The following is a 19,194-nucleotide window of genomic DNA, read 5'->3' on the forward strand; positions in this document are numbered from 1 at the left end:
ATGGCCGTCACCTGCCGTCCCCCGTTGCGGTACGCGGTCGGCGGCGTGCCCGGACCCGGGCTACCCGAGCATCCCATGTCGTCGACGTGCCAGTACATCACCGCGCCGCCCGGTTCCGCCGGCTCGCCGGGCGGCGCGAAGGCGCGGCTGACCAGACCGAGCTCGGCCTGACGGTCGCCGAAGCGCCGCAGATTCCTAGGCGGACTCCGGCGCAGGGCGGGACGCCTCCCGGTCGTCCGCGGCCCCGCGCTCCTCGTGGAGGTTCTTGCGCACGGCGGACAGTTCGCCCTCGACCCGGGCCAGCGCCACGGCGTGTGTCGCTCGCTCCGCCTCCGCCGTGACACGGGCCGCCTCGGCGACGGCACGCGCCTCGCGCTCGGCGGAGGTCTGCTCGCGGGCGGTCTCCAGGTCGCGGCGTGCCTGGTCGCGGGCGGTCTCCAGGGCTTCACGGGCCACACGCGCCTCGTCCCGGGCCTCGCGGGCCTCGGCCTGCGCGGCCCGCGCGTCGTCCCGGGCGGCGGCCGCGGCCTCGCGGGCCTGGTCGAGATTGTCCCGGAGCGCGCCGAGGGTGGCCTGGGCCTGGTCGTGGGCGGACTGGGCGGCCGCGCGCTCCCGGTCCGCGGTGGCGAGGGCCTGCTCCGCGTCGCGCCGGGCCTGCTCGACGCCGGCCATGGAGGTGCGCGCCTCGGCGAGCTCGTCCCGGACCTCGCCGAGCGCCCGCTGGGCGGCGGTCACCTCGCCCTCGGCGCGCGCCCGGGCGGACTGGGCGGCCGCGCGGTCCTGGTCCGCGGCGGCGCGCGCCTCTTCCGCCTGCTCCAGCTGTTCGCGGAGGTGATCGGCCAGGCGGCGCGCCTCGGCGAGCTCGGCGCTCAGGGTGTCGACGGCGCGAGCGAGCTCGCCGGCCTCGCCGTCGGCGCGCTCCAGCAGGTCGCGGGTGCGGGACAGCTCGGCGTCGTGCTGCTCGCGTGCGGTGCGGACGGCTTCCTGCCAGAGCGTGGCGATGCCGCGCCGGGCGATCCGGTCGACGGCGTCGGGCGGGGCCGCGGCCGCGGACTCCTGCGCCTGCCGCGCGGCCTGCTCCTCGCGCCATTCGCGCAGGAACTGCGTCGCGGCGGCGTTCGAGCAGCCGGCGCGCTCCCGCACGGTCGTGACGGTGGGGGAGATGCCCTCGGCGGCGAGCGCCTCGATGGCCTCGACGACGCGTTCCTTGTCGCGCACGTGGATTCCTCTCGTGTCGTGCGGCCGACGTGCGGGATCCGGGGGATCACGGTTTTCGGCCCGACGTAGTAGTGCCAGTAGTAGCGCAATACTACTGGCACTACTACGCCCACAACAATGACACCCGCTTTCGTAGAGCGGGTGTGTGCAGAGCGAGAAATGGCTGACTGACAGGGCTCGCTGGCGGTTCTCGGCGCCGACAGCTCGCCTCAGGAGCACATGGTGAGCAGTGTGCGCGCCCCGACACTCGTGCAACGGCTCGTGATCGCCTGTGACCAGGACCGCCGCTCGGACACGTGGTCCGGCTACCGCGCGTGCTCCAGGAGGCCGGCGAGCGGCTCGGGCGCGGAGCCCTGCCGAGCCGCGGCCTCCGCGAGGAGACCGGCGTACAGCAGGTTGCGCTCCGAGACGCTGCGCACGAAGCGGTAGAGCTGTGCGTCGACAGGCCGGCCACGCCAGGCGGGCTGCCGCTGGAACACGCGGAAGGACCGTAGGTCGCCGGCCGACTCGAACACCTCCAGCACGCCCGGGACACCGACGGCGCGGATCAGTTCCTCCTCGAGGTCGTCGACGCAGACGAAGAACCCGAGCTCCGCGAGCTCGGCCCGGGTGCGCGGGGCGGCCGGGCCGGCCTCGGTGAGGGCACGCCGGAACACGTTCTCCTCGCGCCGGTCGCACAGGCCGCCGAGCCGGGGGCGCGCCACACCGGAGGCAGCGGCGGAGGCCAGTGCTGTCAGCACGCGGCGGACGGCGTGTGCGCCGCCGATCGGCGCGACCAGGACGCCTTCGCCCGCCAGGTCCCGGCCGTCGGCCGCCGCGAGCGTCTCCAGGGCGATGCGGTCGGTGATGCCCTCGACGAGGAGCACGGTCGCCGCGTCCGGCATCAGGGCGAGCGCTTCGTCGGCAGCACGGGTGGACGCCCCGAACCCGCCGACGACGCCCTCGGGCGACGCCCTTCGTCCCGGCGCGGCGCGATCGCCTGTGGTGACCATGCACACGATCGTGGCCGCGACGCGGGCAACCGACAAGGGGAAATCGGCCGCGCCGCCCCGAGCGCCCGGCGGCGCGGCCGCCCGGACGGCGAGCGTCAGGTTGTCGCGTCCGGCGTCGTGGCGGGGAATCGGCTGGATGCCGGACGCGGGTCGAGAGAGGATCGGGCGGTGACCCGCACCGCCGCCCGCGAGCTCGTCGTCCTGGGTACCTCCAGCCAGGTGCCCACCCGCACCCGCAACCACAACGGGTACGTCCTGTACTGGGACGACCAGGCGGTCCTCTTCGACCCGGGCGACGGTACGCAGCGCCAGATGATCCGTGCGGGCGTTCCTGCCTCCGATCTCACCCGGATCGCTCTGACGCACCTGCACGGGGACCACAGCCTGGGACTGGCCGGCGTCGTGCAGCGGATCAGCCTCGACGGCGTGGCGCACACGGTGCCGGTCAGCTTTCCCGCCTCGGGGGAGCCGTGGGTGCGCAACCTGTGCGACGCGACCGTGTTCCACCACCGCGAGCGCCTCGTGCTGCAGCCGTTGACCGGGGCCGTCGTGGTGCCGCGCGTGCCGGGGGAGCGCCCCTCCCGTGCGACGGTGACGCTGACCGCCCGGCGACTGGACCACGGGATCGAGGCGTTCGGGTACCGGCTGCGGGAGGCCGACTCGACGTCGTTCGACCCCGGGCTGCTGGCGGCGCGCGGCATCTCCGGGCCCGATGTCGGACGCCTGCAGCGCGACGGGTCGCTGACGCTGCCCGACGGCGTCGTCGTGCGCCGCGAGGAGGTGAGCGTCCCGCGCCCCGGTCAGTCCTTCGCGTTCGTCATGGACACCCGGCTGTGCGATGCGGTGGGCGAGCTGGCCGACGGCGTCGACCTCCTGGTCATCGAGTCGACCTACCTGGAGCGCGATGCCGCCCTCGCCTCCGAGTACGGGCACCTCACGGCCCGCCAGGCGGCGCGGGCCGCGGCGGAGGCGGGTGTGCGGCACCTGGTTCTCACGCACTTCTCCCAGCGCTACGAGTCCGCCGACGGCTCCGGCCCCCTGGCGTTCGAACGCGAGGCCCGCACGGTCTTCGACGGCGACCTGACGGTGGCGAACGACCTGGATCGCGTCCCCGTACCCCGGAGACGCTGACCGAGGCCCTTGACGTTCATGGCCGGGGCAGGTCTCCCGGTGAAAGCTGTGCCCCGAGTACGCCCCGCGGTCGGACGGCCGTGGTCAGGACGGCACGGCGCGCAGTGCCCGCTGTCCGGCGGCCGCCGGGCGTGGCGGCCCGGCCGCCGCGAAGCCCGCCGACATCACCTCGCCCACCGCGTCCAGGTCGTCCTCGAACAGGCCCGCGTAGGTGGACAGGGTGAGCACCGGGGACTCGTGGCCGAGGAGCCGCTGCACGGCCTTGACGCTCGCGCCGCCCGCGATCGCCAGCGACGCGGCCGTGTGCCGCAGGTCGTGCAGGGTGAGGGTGTCGAAGTCCTCGGCGCCCGGGGCGAGCGTGGTGCGGGCCAGTGTCGCCAGGAGGCGGGTCCGGCTCAGCTTCTGCCCGCGGGTCAGCCCGTCGCGGCGGGGCCGGTCGAGCTCCGCGAGCACGGCCCAGGTCTCGGGTCCGCAGGTGCCGGTGGTCTCGATGCCGTGCCGGGACTGGAGCCGGCGGACGCGGCCCGCCAGGACGTCGTCGTACACGCTGCGGCCCGCCTGGCTCAGCCGGGCGCCGTCGGCCGGCACGCCGTCGGCCGACGCGGCGTCGACGATCTGCGAGAGGATCGATACCGCCGCACCGGCGGCGCGCACGGCCGGGCGGAAGGCCGAGCGGTCGAAGCTCTCGCGGCGCAAGGGGGCGCCGGTCGCGCCGGGGAAGAGGAGGTCGCCGGGGGCGCGGCCGGTCATGAGCGCGGCGACGTCCTCCGCCACGACGGCGGGCAGCGGCACCTCGCGGCGGGCGTGCGTCTTGGTGTCGCCGAGCAGGAGCGTGCCGTCGTCGAGGCGGGTGTAGGCCTTCGTCACGGAGAGACGGGCACGCAGGGGATCGACGTCGGACACCGTCAGCGCGCTCACCTCGCCCCACCGCAGCCCGGTCAGGGCGGTCAGGAGAACCATGGTGCGCGACGGCGTGCCGGGGGCGCCGGCGGCGTCGGCGACGCGGCGGAGCTGCTCGTGGGTGAGGTAGCGGTGGGGCTTGGTCCTCGGTGCGCGGGGGAGTGCGGTGACCTTGCCCGACGCCGAGCGTGCCGGGTTGGCGGGAAGCCTGCGGGCGTCGACGGCGGCGTCCAGGAGGGAGACGAGCAGGCGCATCGCGTCGCGGCGTCGTGCCGCCGAGGCGACCTCGCCGGTGATGGGGGAGACCATGGTGGCGGACCAGCGGGTGACGTCCTCGTGCGTGACCTGCCGCAGCGGGACGTCGCCGAAGCGGGGAGCGACCAGGGAGCGGAACCGCTCCCGCTCGGCCTCCAGCGTGCGCGGCGCGCGGTCGGCACGGCCCGCCTGCCAGGAGTCGAACCACTCGGCGACGGTGATGCGGGACGCGGCCGGGTCGACCCACTCACCGCGCTTGCCTGCCTCCTCCAGACGCCGCGCGGTGGCGAGCGCGTCCCGCCTGGAGGCCATCTGCCGGGTGCTGCGCAGCCGGCCGTCCACGCGGTACCGGCCCACGTGGACGGTACGTCCCGCACGGTCGGTCCGGGTCTCCGTGTAGGCCATGCGGGAAGACTAGTCGGGCATGTTCGGCGGCTCCGGTGCCGACGCGCCGGTCCGACCGCGCGGCCGGAGATCCGGCTACTTCCCGCTGACGCTCCGTACCGCGTCCGCGACGGCCTCCGCCACGCGGGGATCGAACACGCCGGGGATGATGAACGCGCTGTTCAGTTCGTCCTCGCCCACGACTTCGGCGATCGCGACCGCGGCGACCCGCAGCATCTCGGTGGTGATCTCCTTCGCGCCCGTGTCCAGCAGCCCGCGGAACAGGCCCGGGAAGGCGAGCACGTTGTTGATCTGGTTCGGGTAGTCGCTGCGTCCGGTCGCCACGACGGCCGCCGTCTCGCTCGCGGCGGCCGGGTCCACCTCGGGGGTCGGGTTGGCCAGGGCGAGGACGACGGCGTCGTCGGCCATGCCGGCGATGTCGGCGCCGGTGAGGAGGTTGCCCGCCGACACCCCGATGAAGACGTCGGCGCCGTGCAGTCCCTCGGCGAGGCTCCCGGCGAAGTCCTCGGCGTTGGTGTGCTGCGCGATCCAGTCCCGGTGCGGGTCGCCGCTGAGGCTGCCGGCGCGCAGCGCGCCGGACCGGCCGAACGCGACGACGTGCTGGGCGCCCTGCGCCTTGAGGAGGCGGATGATGGCGTTGCCGGCGGCCCCGACGCCGGAGACCACGATGCGCACCTCGGGCAGCTTCTTGTCGACGACCTTCAACGCGTTGATCAGGGCCGCGAGCACCACGATGGCCGTGCCGTGCTGGTCGTCGTGGAAGACGGGGATGTCGAGCTCGGCACGCAGGCGGGCCTCGATCTCGAAGCACCGCGGCGCGGCGATGTCCTCGAGGTTCACCCCGCCGTACACCGGCGCGAGAGCCTTGACGGTGCGGATGATCTCCTCGGTGTCCGTCGTGTCGAGGCACACGGGCCAGGCGTCCACGCCGCCGAACTCCTTGAACAGCGCGGCCTTGCCCTCCATGACCGGCAGCGCCGCGGCGGGGCCGATGTCCCCGAGGCCGAGCACGGCCGTGCCGTCGGTGACGACGGCGACCGTGTTGCGCTTGATCGTCAGGTGACGGGCGTCCTCGGGCCGCCGCGCGATCGCCTCGCACACGCGGGCCACGCCGGGCGTGTACGCCCGGGACAGGTCCCGGCGGTTCTTGATGGGCGCCTTCGTGGAGACCTCGATCTTCCCGCCCAGGTGCATGAGGAACGTCGAGTCGCTGACCTTGAGCACGCGCACGCCCGGCAGCGCGTCGAGGGTCGCGACGATGCGGTCCGAATGGTCGCCGTCGACGGCGTCGCAGGTCACGTCCACGACGAGACCCTCGTGCGTGGAGTGGGCGATGTCGACGGCGGTCACGGCGGCACCCGCGTCGGCGACGGCGCCGACCACGGTGCTGGTGGCGCGCTGGGAGGCCGGGACCTCCACGCGCAGGGTGACGGTGTAGCTGGGACTGGGCAGGGCCAAGAGTCTTTCCTCCTGTGGTCCCGGGCGTGCGAGATCGGCCGGCGGCCGCGGATGCGGCGGCCGGACCACGCTCGAATCGGTACGAACGGGACGCGTCGTGCGGCGATGGCGAACAGAGAGGCAGATCCGTGGCGTGGATCGCGGGTCTGCGGACGGCGCACGGAGAGGAGACGTGTGAGCCAAGGATGACATCCCCGGGGCCGAAGCGCGAAACTCCCGGCGCGATGTCCGAGGGCCCGGGTAGATTGACGGCCATGCGCGTTCTCGTCTCCGGCGGTGCCGGCTACATCGGCTCCCACACGGTCCTGTCCCTGCTCGAGGCGGGGCACGACGTCGTCGTCGTCGACGACTTCTCGAACAGCAAGCCCACCGTGCAGGGGCGCCTGGAGGCGCTCAGCGGCAAGCACGTCCCGTTCCACGCGTTCGACCTCACGCACACCGACAAGACGGTGCAGCTGTTCGAGCACGAGCGGATCGACGCGGTCATCCACTTCGCGGGATTCAAGGCGGTGGGCGAGAGCGTCGACAAGCCGCTGGAGTACTACCGGAACAACCTCGACGCGACGTTCTCCCTGCTGGAGGCGATGCGACGGTCGGGCACGTCGAAGTTCGTGTTCTCCTCTTCGGCGACCGTGTACGGGGAGAAGGCGCCCGTGCCCTACCAGGAGGACTACGAGTACCTGTCGGCGTCGTCCCCCTACGGGCAGACGAAGGTCATGATCGAGCGGCTCGTGTCCGACGTCGCCGCCGTGCACGAGGGCTGGAAGGTCGCCCTCCTGCGCTACTTCAACCCCGTCGGGGCGCACCCGTCCGGTCAGATCGGCGAGGACCCGCAGGGCATCCCGAACAACCTCATGCCGTTCATCGCCCAGGTCGCCGTCGGCCGCCGCGAGCGCCTCACCGTGTTCGGCGACGACTACCCGACGGCGGACGGGACGTGCGAGCGGGACTACATCCACGTGATGGACCTGGCCGAGGGCCATGTGGCGGCGCTGGAGCACCTGGACGACCTCGCCGAGCCGGTGCGGGCGTTCAACCTCGGCACCGGGAAGGGCACGTCGGTGCTGGAGATGCTGCACGCGTTCGAGCGGTCGGTGGGCAAGGAGCTGCCGTACGAGGTGGGGCCGCGGCGCCCGGGCGACCTGGCCGCGTTCTGGTCGGACCCGTCCCGCGCGAACGCGGAGCTCGGCTGGCGGGCGACCCGCACGATCGACGAGATCTGCGCGGACACGTGGCGGTGGCAGTCGGCGAATCCGCAGGGCTACCCGGACGCGTGAGCGGTGCGCCCGCCGGCGCCGGCGGGCTCGGCGGTCAGTTCTGCTCCTCCTGGGCCTCCTCGAACGCGCGCACGACGTTCCAGGGGATCTTCTCCTCCGGTTCGATGACGTAGCCGTTGGCCGCGGCCCAGGCGCGGATCGCCTTGGGCCCGGCACCGGTGGCCGCGGCGGGGCGGCGGCTGCTGCCCGTGTTGTCCACGACCTTGGGGAAGTCGATCGGCGTGGCCTCCACGATGGGTTCCAGCACCACCGACCACGGCACGCCGAGCTGTGAGGCGAGGTGGAACAGCTCCTGTCGCTGCTCCTGGGCATACCGGTCCTCCTCGATCGCCTGGGCGATCAGGGTGTTGACGAAGCCGCGGTGCACCTCGCCGAGGTCCTCCACGCGCAGGAGGGCGGCGACCTCGGTGAGCAGTCGCAGCGCGGGGGTCTCCGTGGCCGCGGTCAGGTCCGGCCGCGCGTTCCGGCCGGCGTGCTCCGGTTCCGGCAGCCGTCCGCGGGCCAGTTCCTCGGCGAGCATGATCAGGTAGGCGTGCTCGTGCCCGGCGGTGTCGGCGGCGCCGTCGGCGAGCTGGCGCGCGTTCAGGTGGCTGGGCGGTGCCGCCAGGGTGTACGGCCTGGGGGAGGGGCGGACCCAGGGCCGGGGGCGCGGTGTCGCGGCGCGGGCGGGTCGCGTGGGCCACGGGTAGACCCAGGCGCGCAGCGTGACGCCCGTCAGCTCGTGGGCCGGTGTGATGCCGGCGGCCCCGTCGAGGAACCGCACGAGCAGTCCGGCCGTGGCCCGTGCCTCGCCGGGCGCCTCGCCGTCCGGCCCGGGGACGCCGGCGGCGGTGCAGCAGTCCGCGAGCCGGCGGCGGCCCAGCCGCGGCAGGTAGGTGAAGCTGGCCTCCAGGGTCGTGGCCTGGGCGATGGCGGGGACGTCCCACCCGGCGCGCGTGAGGACCCGGCGGAGCATCTCGACGCCGAGTCGTCCGTTGTGCGTGACGACGGCCATCTGCGACAACAGGTCGCGCACCTGTGCGCCCTGGTCGGCGAAGGTGCCCTCGTCGAGGGTGGTGTCCCACTCGTCGACCAGTCCGCCGCGCTCGTCGAGCCGGACGACGGACAGGTCGCGGACGGTGTCGCGCTCCAGGTCGATCCCGCTGGTGGTGACGCCGAGGACGGCGTATGCGGGCGTGCCGGTGTCCGACCTGGCCAATGTCATCGTCCCGTCCGCTCCCTTGCAGCCTCGCCCTGGGTGCGACGGCGCGCCGCGGAGGCCGCTGGGGGGCGTCGCGCCGGCCGCGGATCACCGTCGGCCATAGAGTGCCACCAGGCGAAATACTCCGAAAGTCGAATCATCCCCGAGAGCTCCTGCACGGGGCGACACGCCGCCGGACCAGCCGCGCCGCCGCCCCTGGTAGCGCTGTGGCCTGGGCGAATGCACAATGGACAGCGGATTGTCACAAGTTGGACAAGGAATCGCGGCCGGTGCGGTCACCGACGGGACGACCGCCGGTGGAACGACAGGTGAACGACAGAGAGCGAGATGAGGCATGGCGAAGCTGACGGTCATCGACTGGCGTGCGCTGGCCGCGCTCGGCCTCGGGATCCCGTACGCGGCCCTCTGGCTCGCCGAGGCGCGGGCCACGGGGACGGGCCTCACGGACGAGGTGCCACGCTGGGTGGACTGGTGGTCGGACGCCGTCCAGGGCGTGATGCGCACCGGGGAGCTGACGTTCCCGATCTGGTTCGTCGCGCTGGTCCTGCTCCTGGGCGGGGCGGGACTCGCCCTCGAGCCCGCGATCCGCGACCCCGGCGAGCGTCGCTACCCGGTGATCAACCTGGTCGTCGCGCTCGGGATGTTCGCCGCCTTCGCCGTCGCCGCGTGGACCGTCGGTGCCGACTACTACGGCTTCGCCGCATGAGCCGGTCCCCGACGTCGGGGGCCCCGGGGACCGGTGCGCCGTGGCGGTGACGCGCCGCGGCGCGCTGGTGGTACCTGCCTCGGACGCCCGCCGCCTCACAGGGCGCCGAGCGCGGTCTTGACCGCCTCCCCGAACAGCACGCTCCCTGCGACGACCAGCGCGATCAGGGCGATGCCCGAGGCCAGCAGCGGGATCCACCCGCTGATCTCGCGGGGTGCCGTGTACCGGTCGTCCCCGGGCGGGGGCCCGGCCCCGAAGCCCGGGTCGGTGAAGTCGCCTCTTCCGATCGAGATGTTGCTCATGGCTCGTCCCCTCGCCGTCATCGTGCCTGCCCGCGATGACTCCGTGCGTGGCGTTTCCCTGCCGAACGCCTCTCCTTCCATGGACGCACGAGATCCGGTTCCCGTTGCCGGGAAGGCGGTTACGGTCCCATCACGATGCCGGGAGCGAATCGGGCAATGGACTGTTACCCGGGGCAATCCTCCCGGGCGCCGGGGTGCGAGGTGGCTTCGGCGGCCGCATTCGGGCACCGTAGGCGGCATGACAGTCGAACCGATGATCCGACTCGACCGGGTGAGCAAGACCTATGCGGGGGCCGGCACCCCGGCGGTCGCCGAGCTCTCCCTCGACATCGCTCCGGGGGAGATCATCGTCCTGGTCGGGCCGTCGGGCTGCGGCAAGAGCACCACGCTCCGCCTGATCAACCGGATGATCGAGCCCACGAGCGGCCGCATCCACATCGGTGGCGACGACGTCACGGACGTGAGCCCGGACCAGCTGCGCCGCCGGATCGGCTACGTCATCCAGCAGATCGGCCTGTTCCCGCACCAGACGATCGCGGAGAACGTGGCCACGGTCCCGAGGATGCTCCGATGGGACCGGAAGCGGATCTCCGCGCGCGTGGACGAGCTGCTGGACATGGTGGGGCTCGACCCTCGCCTGTACGGAAATCGCTACCCCAAGGAGCTGTCGGGCGGCCAGGCGCAGCGGGTCGGCGTCGCGCGAGCGCTGGGCGCGGACCCGTCGATCATGCTCATGGACGAGCCGTTCGGCGCCATCGACCCGATCACGCGGGAGAACCTGCAGAACGAGTTCCTGCGCCTGCAGGACGAGCTGAGGAAGACCATCGTGTTCGTCACGCACGACATCGACGAGGCCGTCAAGATGGGCGACCGGATCGCGATCCTGGGCAAGCAGAGCGTCATCCACCAGGCCGACACGCCCGAGCGGATCCTCGCCTTTCCCGTGGACGAGTTCGTCCGGAGCTTCATCGGATCGGGCACGGCGATGCGGGGCCTGGCGTTCGAGAAGGTCGGTGACCTCGACCTGGCCCCGATCAACGGGGAGCACGACGGCGGCGCGTCGTCGTCCGGATCGATCACGACGGAGTCCACCCTGTACGACGCCCTGGAGGAGATGCTCCGCACGGCGAGCGGCAAGGCGGTGGTCGTCGACGACGACGGAGCTCCGGCGGGCTACGTCGAGCTGTCCCACCTCAGCAGCGCGCTGCGCACCGCCCGCGACGAGGCACGCCTGCACTACGAGCAGCTGGCCGCCGGGGGCCCGGGTGCGTAGCGGTGACCGCGAGCGCCTCCGTCAGCTGGCGTCGTTGCGGCGCGTGCGGGACCGGATCGACCGGGAGTACGCACAGCCGCTGGACGTGGAGGCGCTGGCGCGCGGGGTGCACATGTCGGCGGGGCACCTGAGCCGGGAGTTCAAGCGGGCCTACGGCGAGTCGCCGTACTCGTACCTGATGACGCGGCGGATCGAGCGGGCGATGGCGTTGCTGCGGCGCGGTGGCCTGAGCGTCACGGAGGTGTGTTTCGCGGTGGGGTGCTCGTCGCTGGGGACGTTCAGCACGCGCTTCACGGAGCTGGTCGGTGTGTCGCCGAGCGTCTACCGGACCGAGGGGGCGCGGGACACGGCGGGGATGCCGCCGTGCATCGCGAAGCAGGTCACGCGGCCCGTGCGTGGCGACACGGGCGGCCGGGCCCGGAAGCCGGTCAGGAATCGAGAAGCGTCGTCGCCCGCGCGGGCCTAGCGTCGTGGGCATGGACAACATCACGATTCACCACACGTTCATGCCGCACGTCGACCCCGAGGAGTCGCTGGCGTTCTACCGCGACATCCTCGGCTTCGAGGTCCGCAACGACGTCGGGAACGGCGCGATGCGCTGGATCACCGTCGCCCCGGCGGGGTCGGTCGCCTCGGTCGTCCTGACCCCGCCCGCCGCGGATCCCGGTGTCACGGAGGACGAGCGCCGGACCATCACCGAGATGATGGCCAAGGGCACCTACGCGACGCTCGTCCTGGCCACGCCCGACGTCGACAAGGCGTTCGACAGGATTCAGGCGGCGGGCGCCGAGGTGGTCCAGGAGCCCGTCGACCAGCCGTACGGCGTCCGGGACTGCGCGTTCCGCGACCCGGCGGGCAACCACATCCGCCTCAACGAGGTGAAGTAGCCGCCGATCGCGTGCTCGGCGCCGGCACGGCTCGTGTCGGTGTCCCGCAGTACGGTTCGGTGGACGGTCGCGCTGCGGGCGTCGCAGGGACGGCGCCGGCAGCGCGGTCCGCAGCCGTCATCGAAGGAGCCATGAGGATCGCCGTGGAGGCCAGAGCATGAACACCAGCACCGGGATCGTCACGCCGGGGGCCGAGCGCGTGGATGCGCCCGGCGTGGCGTCGTCGGACCATCCGGCCGACCGTCACGACCTGATCCGGGTGGTCGGCGCCCGCGAGAACAACCTGAAGGACGTGGACGTCGAGATCCCGAAGCGCCGCCTGACGGCGTTCACGGGCGTATCGGGCTCGGGCAAGAGCTCGCTCGTGTTCGGCACGATCGCGGCGGAGTCGCGGCGGCTGATCGACGAGACGTACTCGACGTTCGTCCAGGGTTTCATGCCGTCGCTGCCGCGGCCCGACGTGGACCGCCTCGAGGGCATCACGACGGCGATCCTGGTGGACCAGGAACGCCTGGGCGCGAACGTCCGCTCGACGGTCGGCACGGTCACGGACGCGAACGCCATGCTGCGCAACCTGTTCAGCAGGATCGGGCAGCCGTACGTCGGACCGCCGCCGGCGTTCTCGTTCAACATCCCGACCAGCAAGGCCAGCGGGGTGATGAGCACCGAGAAGGCGGGTGGCAAGGTCGACAAGGCCGTCGTGCGCGAGCAGGTGTACCTCGGCGGCATGTGCCCCGAGTGCGAGGGACGGGGGAGCGTCTCGGACCTCGACCTGTCCGTGATCGTCGACGAGTCGAGGTCGCTGAACGACGGCGCGATCCTGGTGCCCGGATACACGGCGGACGGCTGGATGGTGAAGGGCTACGCGGAGTCCGGGTTCGTGGATCCGGACAAGCCGATCAAGGACTACTCCGCACAGGAGCGCGAGGACTTCCTGTACAAGGAGAAGACGAAGATCAAGGCCCTGGGCATGAACATGACGTATCAGGGCCTCATCCCCAAGATCCGCGAGGCGATGTTCAGCAAGGACGTCGAGTCGCTGCAGCCGCACATCCGGCGGTTCGTCGAGGCCGCGGCCGTGTTCGGGCCGTGCCCGGCGTGCGAGGGGACGCGGCTGAACGCCTCGGCGCGGTCGGCGAGGATCCAGGGGAAGAACATCGCGGAGGTCTGCGCCATGCAGATCACCGACGCCGCCGAGTGGGCGCGGACCGTGGACGACCCCGCGGTCGCACCGCTGGTCGGCGGCCTGCTGCACCTGTTCGACTCGTTCACCGACATCGGCCTGGGCTACCTGTCCCTGGACCGGCCCGCGGGGACGCTGTCCGGGGGAGAGGCGCAGCGCACGAAGATGATCCGGCATCTCGGATCGGCGCTCACCGACGTCACGTACGTCTTCGACGAGCCCACGATCGGACTGCACCCGCACGACATCCAGCGGATGAACAACCTGCTGATCAGCCTGCGGGACAAGGGCAACACGGTGCTCGTCGTGGAGCACAAGCCGGAGGCGATCGCGATCGCGGACCATGTGGTCGACCTCGGCCCGGGTGCCGGGACCGACGGCGGCACGGTCTGCTACGAGGGCACCGTCGAAGAGCTCGCGAAGGCGGACACGCTGACCGGGAGGCACCTGGGATACCGGGCCCGGCTCAAGGACGCGGTGCGCGAGGCCACCGGCGCGCTCGAGATCCGGGGGGCCGAGCAGAACAACCTGCGCCACGTCGACGTGGACGTCCCCACCGGCGTGCTGACGGTCATCACCGGGGTGGCGGGCTCGGGCAAGAGCTCGCTGGTGCACGGGAACCTCGCCGGGCGGGACGGCGTCGTCGTCGTGGATCAGGGTGCGATCAAGGGGTCGCGCCGCTCCAACCCCGCCACGTACACCGGGATGCTGGACGCGATCCGCAAGGCGTTCGCGAAGGCCAACGGCGTCAAGCCGGCGCTGTTCAGCGCGAACTCGGAGGGCGCGTGCCCCACCTGCAAGGGCAACGGCATGATCTACACGGAGCTCGGCTTCATGGAGACCGTCGCCACGCCGTGCGAGGACTGCGGCGGCAAGCGGTTCCAGGCGGCCGTGCTGGAGCACCGGCTCGGCGGCCGGAACATCGCCGAGGTGCTCGACCTGTCGGTGAGCCAGGCGCACGAGTTCTTCGGTGCGGCCGAGTCCAAGGTGCCGGCCGCGCGCACGACCCTGGGGCACCTGCGGGACGTCGGGCTCGGTTACCTCAAGCTCGGGCAGCCGCTCAACACGCTGTCCGGTGGCGAGCGGCAGCGGCTCAAGCTCGCCATGCACATGGGGGAGAAGGGCGGCGTCTACCTCCTGGACGAACCGACCACGGGACTGCACCTCGCCGACGTCGAGAACCTGCTCGGGCTGCTCGACCGGCTGGTCGACTCGGGCAGGTCCGTCATCGTCATCGAGCATCACCAGGCCGTCATGGCGCACGCGGACTGGATCATCGACCTCGGCCCCGGCGCTGGGCACGACGGCGGGCAGGTGGTCTTCGAGGGCACGCCGGCGGACCTCGTCGCGGACGCGTCGACGCTCACGGGCCGGCACCTGGCGGAGTACGTGGGGGAGTAGGGCCGCGCCGGCGGGGCGGAGGGGGCGCTCGTCCTCCGCCCCGGTGGCGTCAGGAGTACGCCAGGGGTACGTCGGCTGTGCGTCGGTGGCGCGTCAGTGGTGCAGGACGACCTTCGTGATCTGGAGGGCGACCCGGCACACCGGGTCGTCGTGCACCTGGTCGATCGTGATCTCGACGGCGGCGGTCCGCGTGGCGTCCTCGATGGACACCACCGCCGGTTCCCCCGACCGGGCGCGGGTTGCGGGCCCGGCGATCCCGTCGACCTGGCCGGCGACGACGATGCGGGCCGGATCGACGCACGACCCGGTGTCCGACTGATTCGTCAGATGTCCCACCACGGTGACGTGTCCGCGCGCCGGGGGAGAGCCCGGGAGCCGCAGCGTGACCCCGTCGCAGCCCTCCAGGCGCTCCGGCGCGCCGTTCGGGCCCTCCACGTAGCAGTCGGCCAGGTCCAGGTGGTCCAGACGCTCGATGTCACCCGTGACGAGCTGGGACGACGCCGACGTGTAGAACCAGGCGAGGTAACCGGCCGCGGCGAGGACGAGCAGGAGCGAGACCAGGGCCGTCCACGTGATCCGCGTGTGCTGCCGGGCCGCCCTGACGATCCGGGTGGTCCACGACTCCGCGTCGACCTTCCGGGCGTACCGCCCGAGCTGATACCCGCGCTCGTAGACGGCGTTCCCGCCGCCGAAGAGCGCGACGTACCCGACGAGCAGCGCCGCGGCGTCGACCAGGGAGCCCTCGCCCCGCACGAACTCCGCGACGACGGCGACCACGCACGCCACGATGCCCGCGCCGAACACCACGCCGCGGCGGGGACTGAACAGGTCCCGCGGGGGATCGGTGCGCGGGGGCGCGGCGCTCATCAGGCGCCGTCCCTGTCGTCGGCCCCGGGACACTGCTCGAAGTACCCCTTGGAGGGCCGGTAGTCCTCCGGCGCCGGGACGTCCGGCAGCGAGTTCTGGAACGCGTCCGTCCACCACTGGTCGATCACGGCGGTGTCGATCGCCTCGGTGAGCGCCTCGCACTGCGCGGGGGCGGCGGCGTCGGTGGGGAGGCCGATGCCGTAGAGCTCCTGGTGGCCGAACGCCTCGTCGAGCACCGTCAGGTCGCCGCCGGCCTCCTCCTGGAGCGGGGAGTTCTCGGCCGCGAACCCGTACAGGAGGAGCTGGTCGGTCGAGACGGCGTCCACCGTGCCGTCGATGAGCGCGCGCGTGCACTTGCCGAACCCCTCCTGCTCGCTGAGGACGGCCTCGGGGAAGAACTGCACGATCTGGTCCGCGGAGGTGGTGCCGCGCGCGGCACAGACCGTCCGGCCGGCGAGATCGTCCAGGGTGGAGATGCCGGAGCCGTCGCGCACCATGACGCCCTGCTGGGTGTAGGCGTAGGGCCCGGCGAACGTGACCAGTTCCTTGCGCTCGTCGGTGATCGAGTACGACGCGATCACCAGGTCCACCCGGCCCTCGATCAGCGCCGTCTCACGCTCCGAGCTGGCGATCGGCGTCGGCACCAGGACGAAGTCGCAGTGGTCACCGAGCCACCGCGCGAACTCGTAGTCGAACCCGCTCCAGCTGGCGTCGTCGGGGGAGTAGCTCCACCCCGGCAGGTCGCTGTGCAGACCGATCGTGACCCGGTTCTTGTCGTCACGAGGAACGTCCTGGACGCACGCCGGCCCGGGGGAGCTGGGCGCGCAACCGGACGCCAGGCACAGCGCCAGAGCGCAGAAGGGTGCGCTCACCAGCCTGAACATCCTCGTCGTCATGGAGGGACGGTAGCAATCGGTCCCGCCGTGTTCCAGAGGTATCGCCAGATCTCGTACAGATCCTGCGATGGTCACTACGTCGCATTAGACCGTTGTGTTGCGCTATACACCATAGTCTGACTCCGGGCGGCGCTCGTCGGGAGCGGCTGGGGCTGCGGGGCGAGCAGGCCCGCCAGGAGGTCCGGGCCGCGCGGATCCATCGACACGGATCCAGCGGCCGATCTGGTCCGGCGGCGCACCGATGCCGCATCGATGCCGCATCGATGTGGCACCGGCGCTGCATCCGCGCCGCATCGTCGTCGCACCCACGTCGCATCGAGACGCTGGGTCGGGGAGCAACCCTGCGGTTCCTTGCGGACCATGCGGTTCTTTCCGCTTTCGGGCTCGGAACGGAAGCAACCTCGTGGTCCGCAAGGAACCGCAGGGTGGAGGAGCCCTGCTCGCCCCTCCTCACCGCCGAAATGACATAATGTGCATTATCGGATCACGGTCTTCCCCGCAGGCTTCCCACGATCAGCCGCACGATCAGCCGACGGCGGCCGCCCCGGTCGAGGCGGACGGATCCGCGGACAGCACGTGCTCCAGGTCCGAGGCGTCCACGAGCGGGTCGTCCAGGTCCACGGTGATGTGCGAGTGCGCCATCAGGCGTGCGCCGCCGGTGATCGTCGAGTGCAGCGCCGGGTAGTCACCGACCTGGGCGTTCTCCAGGACCGCCCCGACGAACCGGCTGCCGCGCGGCGAGATCGTCTCCAGCTCGTCGCCCTCGTGGATCTCGCCGCGCCGCGCCATCAGCGCCAGCCGCGCCGACGTCCCCGTTCCCGTCGGGCTTCGGCACAGCACACCGGGATGCACGTAGGTGGCCGACCGCGACTCGTACCGGGCGTGACCGCCCGCCGTTCGCCCGACTTCCCGCACGGGCCCCATGAAATGCGCGAACGGCAGCGGGCCGACGTCGCCCAGCTCCGGATGCACCTGCAGCAGGCCCGGCCGGGCCGCGCGCACGAACGCGTCGCCGAACGCCGTGAGCGCGATCTGCTCGGCGGCCCCGAGGGTGAAATCGTGCCGCGTGGCGTCGACCATCGCGTAGTACGCGCCGCTCCACACGAGGTCGAACCGCACCTCGCCGTAGTACGGCACGTCGACGGACAGCCCTTCGGCGGCCACGTACGCCGGCTCGCCCTGCGTCGTGATCGACACGACCCGCCCGTCCACCACCCTCGCGCTGATCCGGGCCAGTCCCGCGGGCGACTCCAGGACCACGCTCTGCAGCCCCTCACGCATCGGGATCATGCCGCTCTGCAGGAGTGCCGTGGCCGTGCAGATCGTGTTGGACCCGGAGTACAGCGGGTACCCCATCGCCTCCATGATGATGTAGCCCGCCTGCGCCTCGGGGTGCGAGGGCTCCACGATCAGGTCGACGGACATCGCCGGGTCGCCGTACGGCTCCGACAGCAGCAGCCTGCGCAGGCCGTCACCGTCGCGCTGCAGGTAGCGGGCCTTGTCCAGCACCGTGGCGCCGGGCAGCGGCCCGACGCCGGCCACGACGATCCGGCTCACGTCTCCCCCGGACTGCGTGTCCAACAGCTCCAGGGTTCGTTCACGATGCCGCATGAACCGCCCCCACGGTGTCCCAGTGCCGGTCGGGCACGACGACGAGCTTGCCCACGAACGTCTTGCCCATGAAGGTCCGCTGCGCCTCGTGGAAGTCGGACAGCCGGAACGTGCGGTCCAGCAACGGCCTGATCTCGCCGTTCTCGATGTATCGCACCAGCCGGCGGAACGCCGTGCGCGTGCCCTGCGAGGAACCGTGCAGCTCCAGCTGCTTGAGATACACGGTGCGCAGGTCGAGGTCGACCACCGGCCCCGCGATGGCGCCTGCCGTCGTGTACCGGCCCTCGGGCCGCAGGATGCGCAGCAGGTCGTTGAACATCGGGCCCGCGACCAGATCGGCGACGACGTCGACAGGCCCGTCCACGACGCGCTCGACCGCGGTGACCAGGTCGGGCACGTCCCGCAGGACGACGTCCTCGGCACCGATCTCCCGGAGCGCGTCCTGCTTGCCCGCGCTGGACACGGCGTACGGTACGGCGCCGCGCACCCGGGCGAGCTGGATGATCGCCGAGCCGACGCCCCCCGACGCCCCGGTCACCAGGACCCGCTCCCCCGCGCCCAGGCGGGCCCGGTCGAGCATCTGCTCCGCGGTCAGGTAGGCGCAGCAGAACGTCGCCAGCTCGGCGTCGCCGATTCCGGAGGTGATCTCGTAGGCGTTCTCCGCCGGGACGGCGATGTACTCGGCGTAGCCGCCATCGCGCCCGTGGCCGATGTAGTCGATGTCGGCGAGGCTGTCGTCGCCCTCGGGCCGGTTGTAGATGCTGAAGTCCACCATCGCCCGCTCCCCGATGCGCCCGGCGGGCACGCCCGGGCCGACCGCGACGATCTCGCCGACCGTGTCGGTGCCCTGGATGCGGGGAAACGTCAGGGTGGAGCGGCCGCGCCGCCAGGTGGAGACCGAGCCCGGATCGGTCTCGGTGCCGTAGGCGCCCTCGCGCACCCACACGTCCGTGTTGTTCATGCCGCAGGCGTGGACGTCGATGAGCACCTCGCCGGGCGCGGGCTCCGGCGTCGGCACGTCGTCACTGTAGACAAGCTGGTCGAGGCCCCCGTGACCGAGGAGCCGCACCGCCTTCATCACCGCTGGGATCGGCGTCATCTGTGCGAGCATAGGGGCACGCGCGGGTCGCCGCCGACCGCGGCCCGAACGGTCCCCAGACGATCCCGGCGTGGGCACGGTCCCGCCCGCGCCACCAGGTGGGTATCGCGCCCGCGGCTACCGGCTGTCAGT

Annotated in this window: 17 protein-coding genes; 7 read left to right on the forward strand and 10 right to left on the reverse strand. The window is 72.3% G+C overall.

The genetic code is table 11. The features are described from left to right. Positions 1-195: 195 nt before the first annotated feature. Complete coding sequence (locus IIE03_RS04280) at positions 196-1,218, reverse strand: DNA-binding protein (protein WP_192861512.1); 1,023 nt, start codon at positions 1,216-1,218, stop codon at positions 196-198. A gap of 305 nt (positions 1,219-1,523) precedes the next feature. Continuing rightward, complete coding sequence (locus IIE03_RS04285; RefSeq protein ID WP_192861513.1) at positions 1,524-2,210, reverse strand: TOPRIM nucleotidyl transferase/hydrolase domain-containing protein; 687 nt, start codon at positions 2,208-2,210, stop codon at positions 1,524-1,526. Between the two features lie 168 nt (positions 2,211-2,378). Here IIE03_RS04285 and IIE03_RS04290 point away from each other — a divergent pair, with 168 nt between their 5' ends. Beyond that, on the forward strand, positions 2,379-3,341 hold the full coding sequence (locus IIE03_RS04290) for a ribonuclease Z (protein ID WP_192861514.1): 963 nt from the start codon (positions 2,379-2,381) through the stop codon (positions 3,339-3,341). 84 nt (positions 3,342-3,425) lie between these two features. Here the strand turns inward: IIE03_RS04290 and IIE03_RS04295 are convergent, their stop codons facing one another. Beyond that, positions 3,426-4,901 (reverse strand): tyrosine-type recombinase/integrase, encoded by a 1,476-nt coding sequence (locus IIE03_RS04295; protein ID WP_192861515.1) that lies wholly within the window; start codon positions 4,899-4,901, stop codon positions 3,426-3,428. Between the two features lie 75 nt (positions 4,902-4,976). Then, entirely contained in the window at positions 4,977-6,359 is a 1,383-nt protein-coding gene (locus tag IIE03_RS04300; protein ID WP_192861516.1) for an NAD-dependent malic enzyme, read from the reverse strand. Positions 6,360-6,613: 254 nt separating this feature from the next. Here IIE03_RS04300 and galE point away from each other — a divergent pair, with 254 nt between their 5' ends. Further along, entirely contained in the window at positions 6,614-7,636 is a 1,023-nt protein-coding gene (galE, locus tag IIE03_RS04305; RefSeq protein ID WP_192861517.1) for a UDP-glucose 4-epimerase GalE, read from the forward strand. A gap of 34 nt (positions 7,637-7,670) precedes the next feature. Here galE and IIE03_RS04310 read toward each other — a convergent pair whose 3' ends face one another. Beyond that, on the reverse strand, positions 7,671-8,840 hold the full coding sequence (locus tag IIE03_RS04310; RefSeq protein WP_192861518.1) for an Lsr2 family protein: 1,170 nt from the start codon (positions 8,838-8,840) through the stop codon (positions 7,671-7,673). 331 nt (positions 8,841-9,171) lie between these two features. On the opposite strand from IIE03_RS04310, the gene IIE03_RS04315 reads away from it, so the two are divergent. Continuing rightward, entirely contained in the window at positions 9,172-9,543 is a 372-nt protein-coding gene (locus tag IIE03_RS04315; RefSeq protein ID WP_192861519.1) for a hypothetical protein, read from the forward strand. 95 nt (positions 9,544-9,638) lie between these two features. Here the strand turns inward: IIE03_RS04315 and IIE03_RS04320 are convergent, their stop codons facing one another. Next, positions 9,639-9,845, reverse strand: a complete 207-nt coding sequence (locus IIE03_RS04320; RefSeq protein WP_192861520.1) for a hypothetical protein — start codon at positions 9,843-9,845, stop codon at positions 9,639-9,641. Positions 9,846-10,083: 238 nt separating this feature from the next. Between IIE03_RS04320 and IIE03_RS04325 the strand changes: the two genes are divergently transcribed. The 4 genes from IIE03_RS04325 (at position 10,084) to IIE03_RS04340 (ending at position 14,589) form a co-directional block, all read left to right on the forward strand. Continuing rightward, positions 10,084-11,118, forward strand: coding sequence for an ABC transporter ATP-binding protein (locus tag IIE03_RS04325; RefSeq protein WP_192861521.1), 1,035 nt, complete (start codon positions 10,084-10,086; stop codon positions 11,116-11,118). Then, complete coding sequence (locus IIE03_RS04330; protein WP_192861522.1) at positions 11,111-11,584, forward strand: helix-turn-helix transcriptional regulator; 474 nt, start codon at positions 11,111-11,113, stop codon at positions 11,582-11,584. Before IIE03_RS04325 ends, IIE03_RS04330 begins: the two co-directional genes overlap by 8 nt. A gap of 10 nt (positions 11,585-11,594) precedes the next feature. Next, positions 11,595-12,005 (forward strand): VOC family protein, encoded by a 411-nt coding sequence (locus tag IIE03_RS04335; RefSeq protein WP_192861523.1) that lies wholly within the window; start codon positions 11,595-11,597, stop codon positions 12,003-12,005. Between the two features lie 157 nt (positions 12,006-12,162). Then, on the forward strand, positions 12,163-14,589 hold the full coding sequence (locus tag IIE03_RS04340) for an ATP-binding cassette domain-containing protein (RefSeq protein ID WP_192861524.1): 2,427 nt from the start codon (positions 12,163-12,165) through the stop codon (positions 14,587-14,589). Positions 14,590-14,682: 93 nt separating this feature from the next. Here IIE03_RS04340 and IIE03_RS04345 read toward each other — a convergent pair whose 3' ends face one another. The 4 genes from IIE03_RS04345 to IIE03_RS04360 all read right to left on the reverse strand — a co-directional run bounded on the left by IIE03_RS04345 (position 14,683) and on the right by IIE03_RS04360 (position 19,062). Beyond that, a complete protein-coding gene (locus tag IIE03_RS04345; RefSeq protein WP_192861525.1) occupies positions 14,683-15,456 on the reverse strand; it encodes a hypothetical protein in 774 nt (257 codons plus the stop codon). Then, on the reverse strand, positions 15,456-16,352 hold the full coding sequence (locus IIE03_RS04350; protein ID WP_192861526.1) for a transporter substrate-binding domain-containing protein: 897 nt from the start codon (positions 16,350-16,352) through the stop codon (positions 15,456-15,458). Before IIE03_RS04350 ends, IIE03_RS04345 begins: the two co-directional genes overlap by 1 nt. Before the next feature lie 525 nt (positions 16,353-16,877). After that, positions 16,878-17,933: a proline racemase family protein gene (locus IIE03_RS04355; RefSeq protein WP_225997235.1), complete on the reverse strand. Its 1,056-nt coding sequence runs from the start codon at positions 17,931-17,933 to the stop codon at positions 16,878-16,880. Positions 17,934-17,949: 16 nt separating this feature from the next. Next, positions 17,950-19,062: an alcohol dehydrogenase family protein gene (locus IIE03_RS04360; RefSeq protein ID WP_192861528.1), complete on the reverse strand. Its 1,113-nt coding sequence runs from the start codon at positions 19,060-19,062 to the stop codon at positions 17,950-17,952. Positions 19,063-19,194 lie beyond the last annotated feature (132 nt).

The sequence above is a fragment of the Myceligenerans pegani genome (genome assembly GCF_014892515.1).
GTDB classification, from domain to species: Bacteria; Actinomycetota; Actinomycetes; order Actinomycetales; family Cellulomonadaceae; genus Myceligenerans; species Myceligenerans pegani.

Coding starts and splice junctions, on each gene's coding strand:
- IIE03_RS04285 (WP_192861513.1), bottom strand. CDS start 2,210: ATGGTCACCACAGGCGATCGCGCCGCGCCGGGACGAAGGGCGTCGCCC.
- IIE03_RS04325 (WP_192861521.1), top strand. CDS start 10,084: ATGACAGTCGAACCGATGATCCGACTCGACCGGGTGAGCAAGACCTAT.
- IIE03_RS04340 (WP_192861524.1), top strand. CDS start 12,163: ATGAACACCAGCACCGGGATCGTCACGCCGGGGGCCGAGCGCGTGGAT.
- IIE03_RS04295 (WP_192861515.1), bottom strand. CDS start 4,901: ATGGCCTACACGGAGACCCGGACCGACCGTGCGGGACGTACCGTCCAC.
- IIE03_RS04345 (WP_192861525.1), bottom strand. CDS start 15,456: ATGAGCGCCGCGCCCCCGCGCACCGATCCCCCGCGGGACCTGTTCAGT.
- IIE03_RS04360 (WP_192861528.1), bottom strand. CDS start 19,062: ATGACGCCGATCCCAGCGGTGATGAAGGCGGTGCGGCTCCTCGGTCAC.
- IIE03_RS04335 (WP_192861523.1), top strand. CDS start 11,595: ATGGACAACATCACGATTCACCACACGTTCATGCCGCACGTCGACCCC.
- IIE03_RS04315 (WP_192861519.1), top strand. CDS start 9,172: ATGGCGAAGCTGACGGTCATCGACTGGCGTGCGCTGGCCGCGCTCGGC.
- IIE03_RS04350 (WP_192861526.1), bottom strand. CDS start 16,352: ATGACGACGAGGATGTTCAGGCTGGTGAGCGCACCCTTCTGCGCTCTG.
- galE (WP_192861517.1), top strand. CDS start 6,614: ATGCGCGTTCTCGTCTCCGGCGGTGCCGGCTACATCGGCTCCCACACG.
- IIE03_RS04310 (WP_192861518.1), bottom strand. CDS start 8,840: ATGACATTGGCCAGGTCGGACACCGGCACGCCCGCATACGCCGTCCTC.
- IIE03_RS04320 (WP_192861520.1), bottom strand. CDS start 9,845: ATGAGCAACATCTCGATCGGAAGAGGCGACTTCACCGACCCGGGCTTC.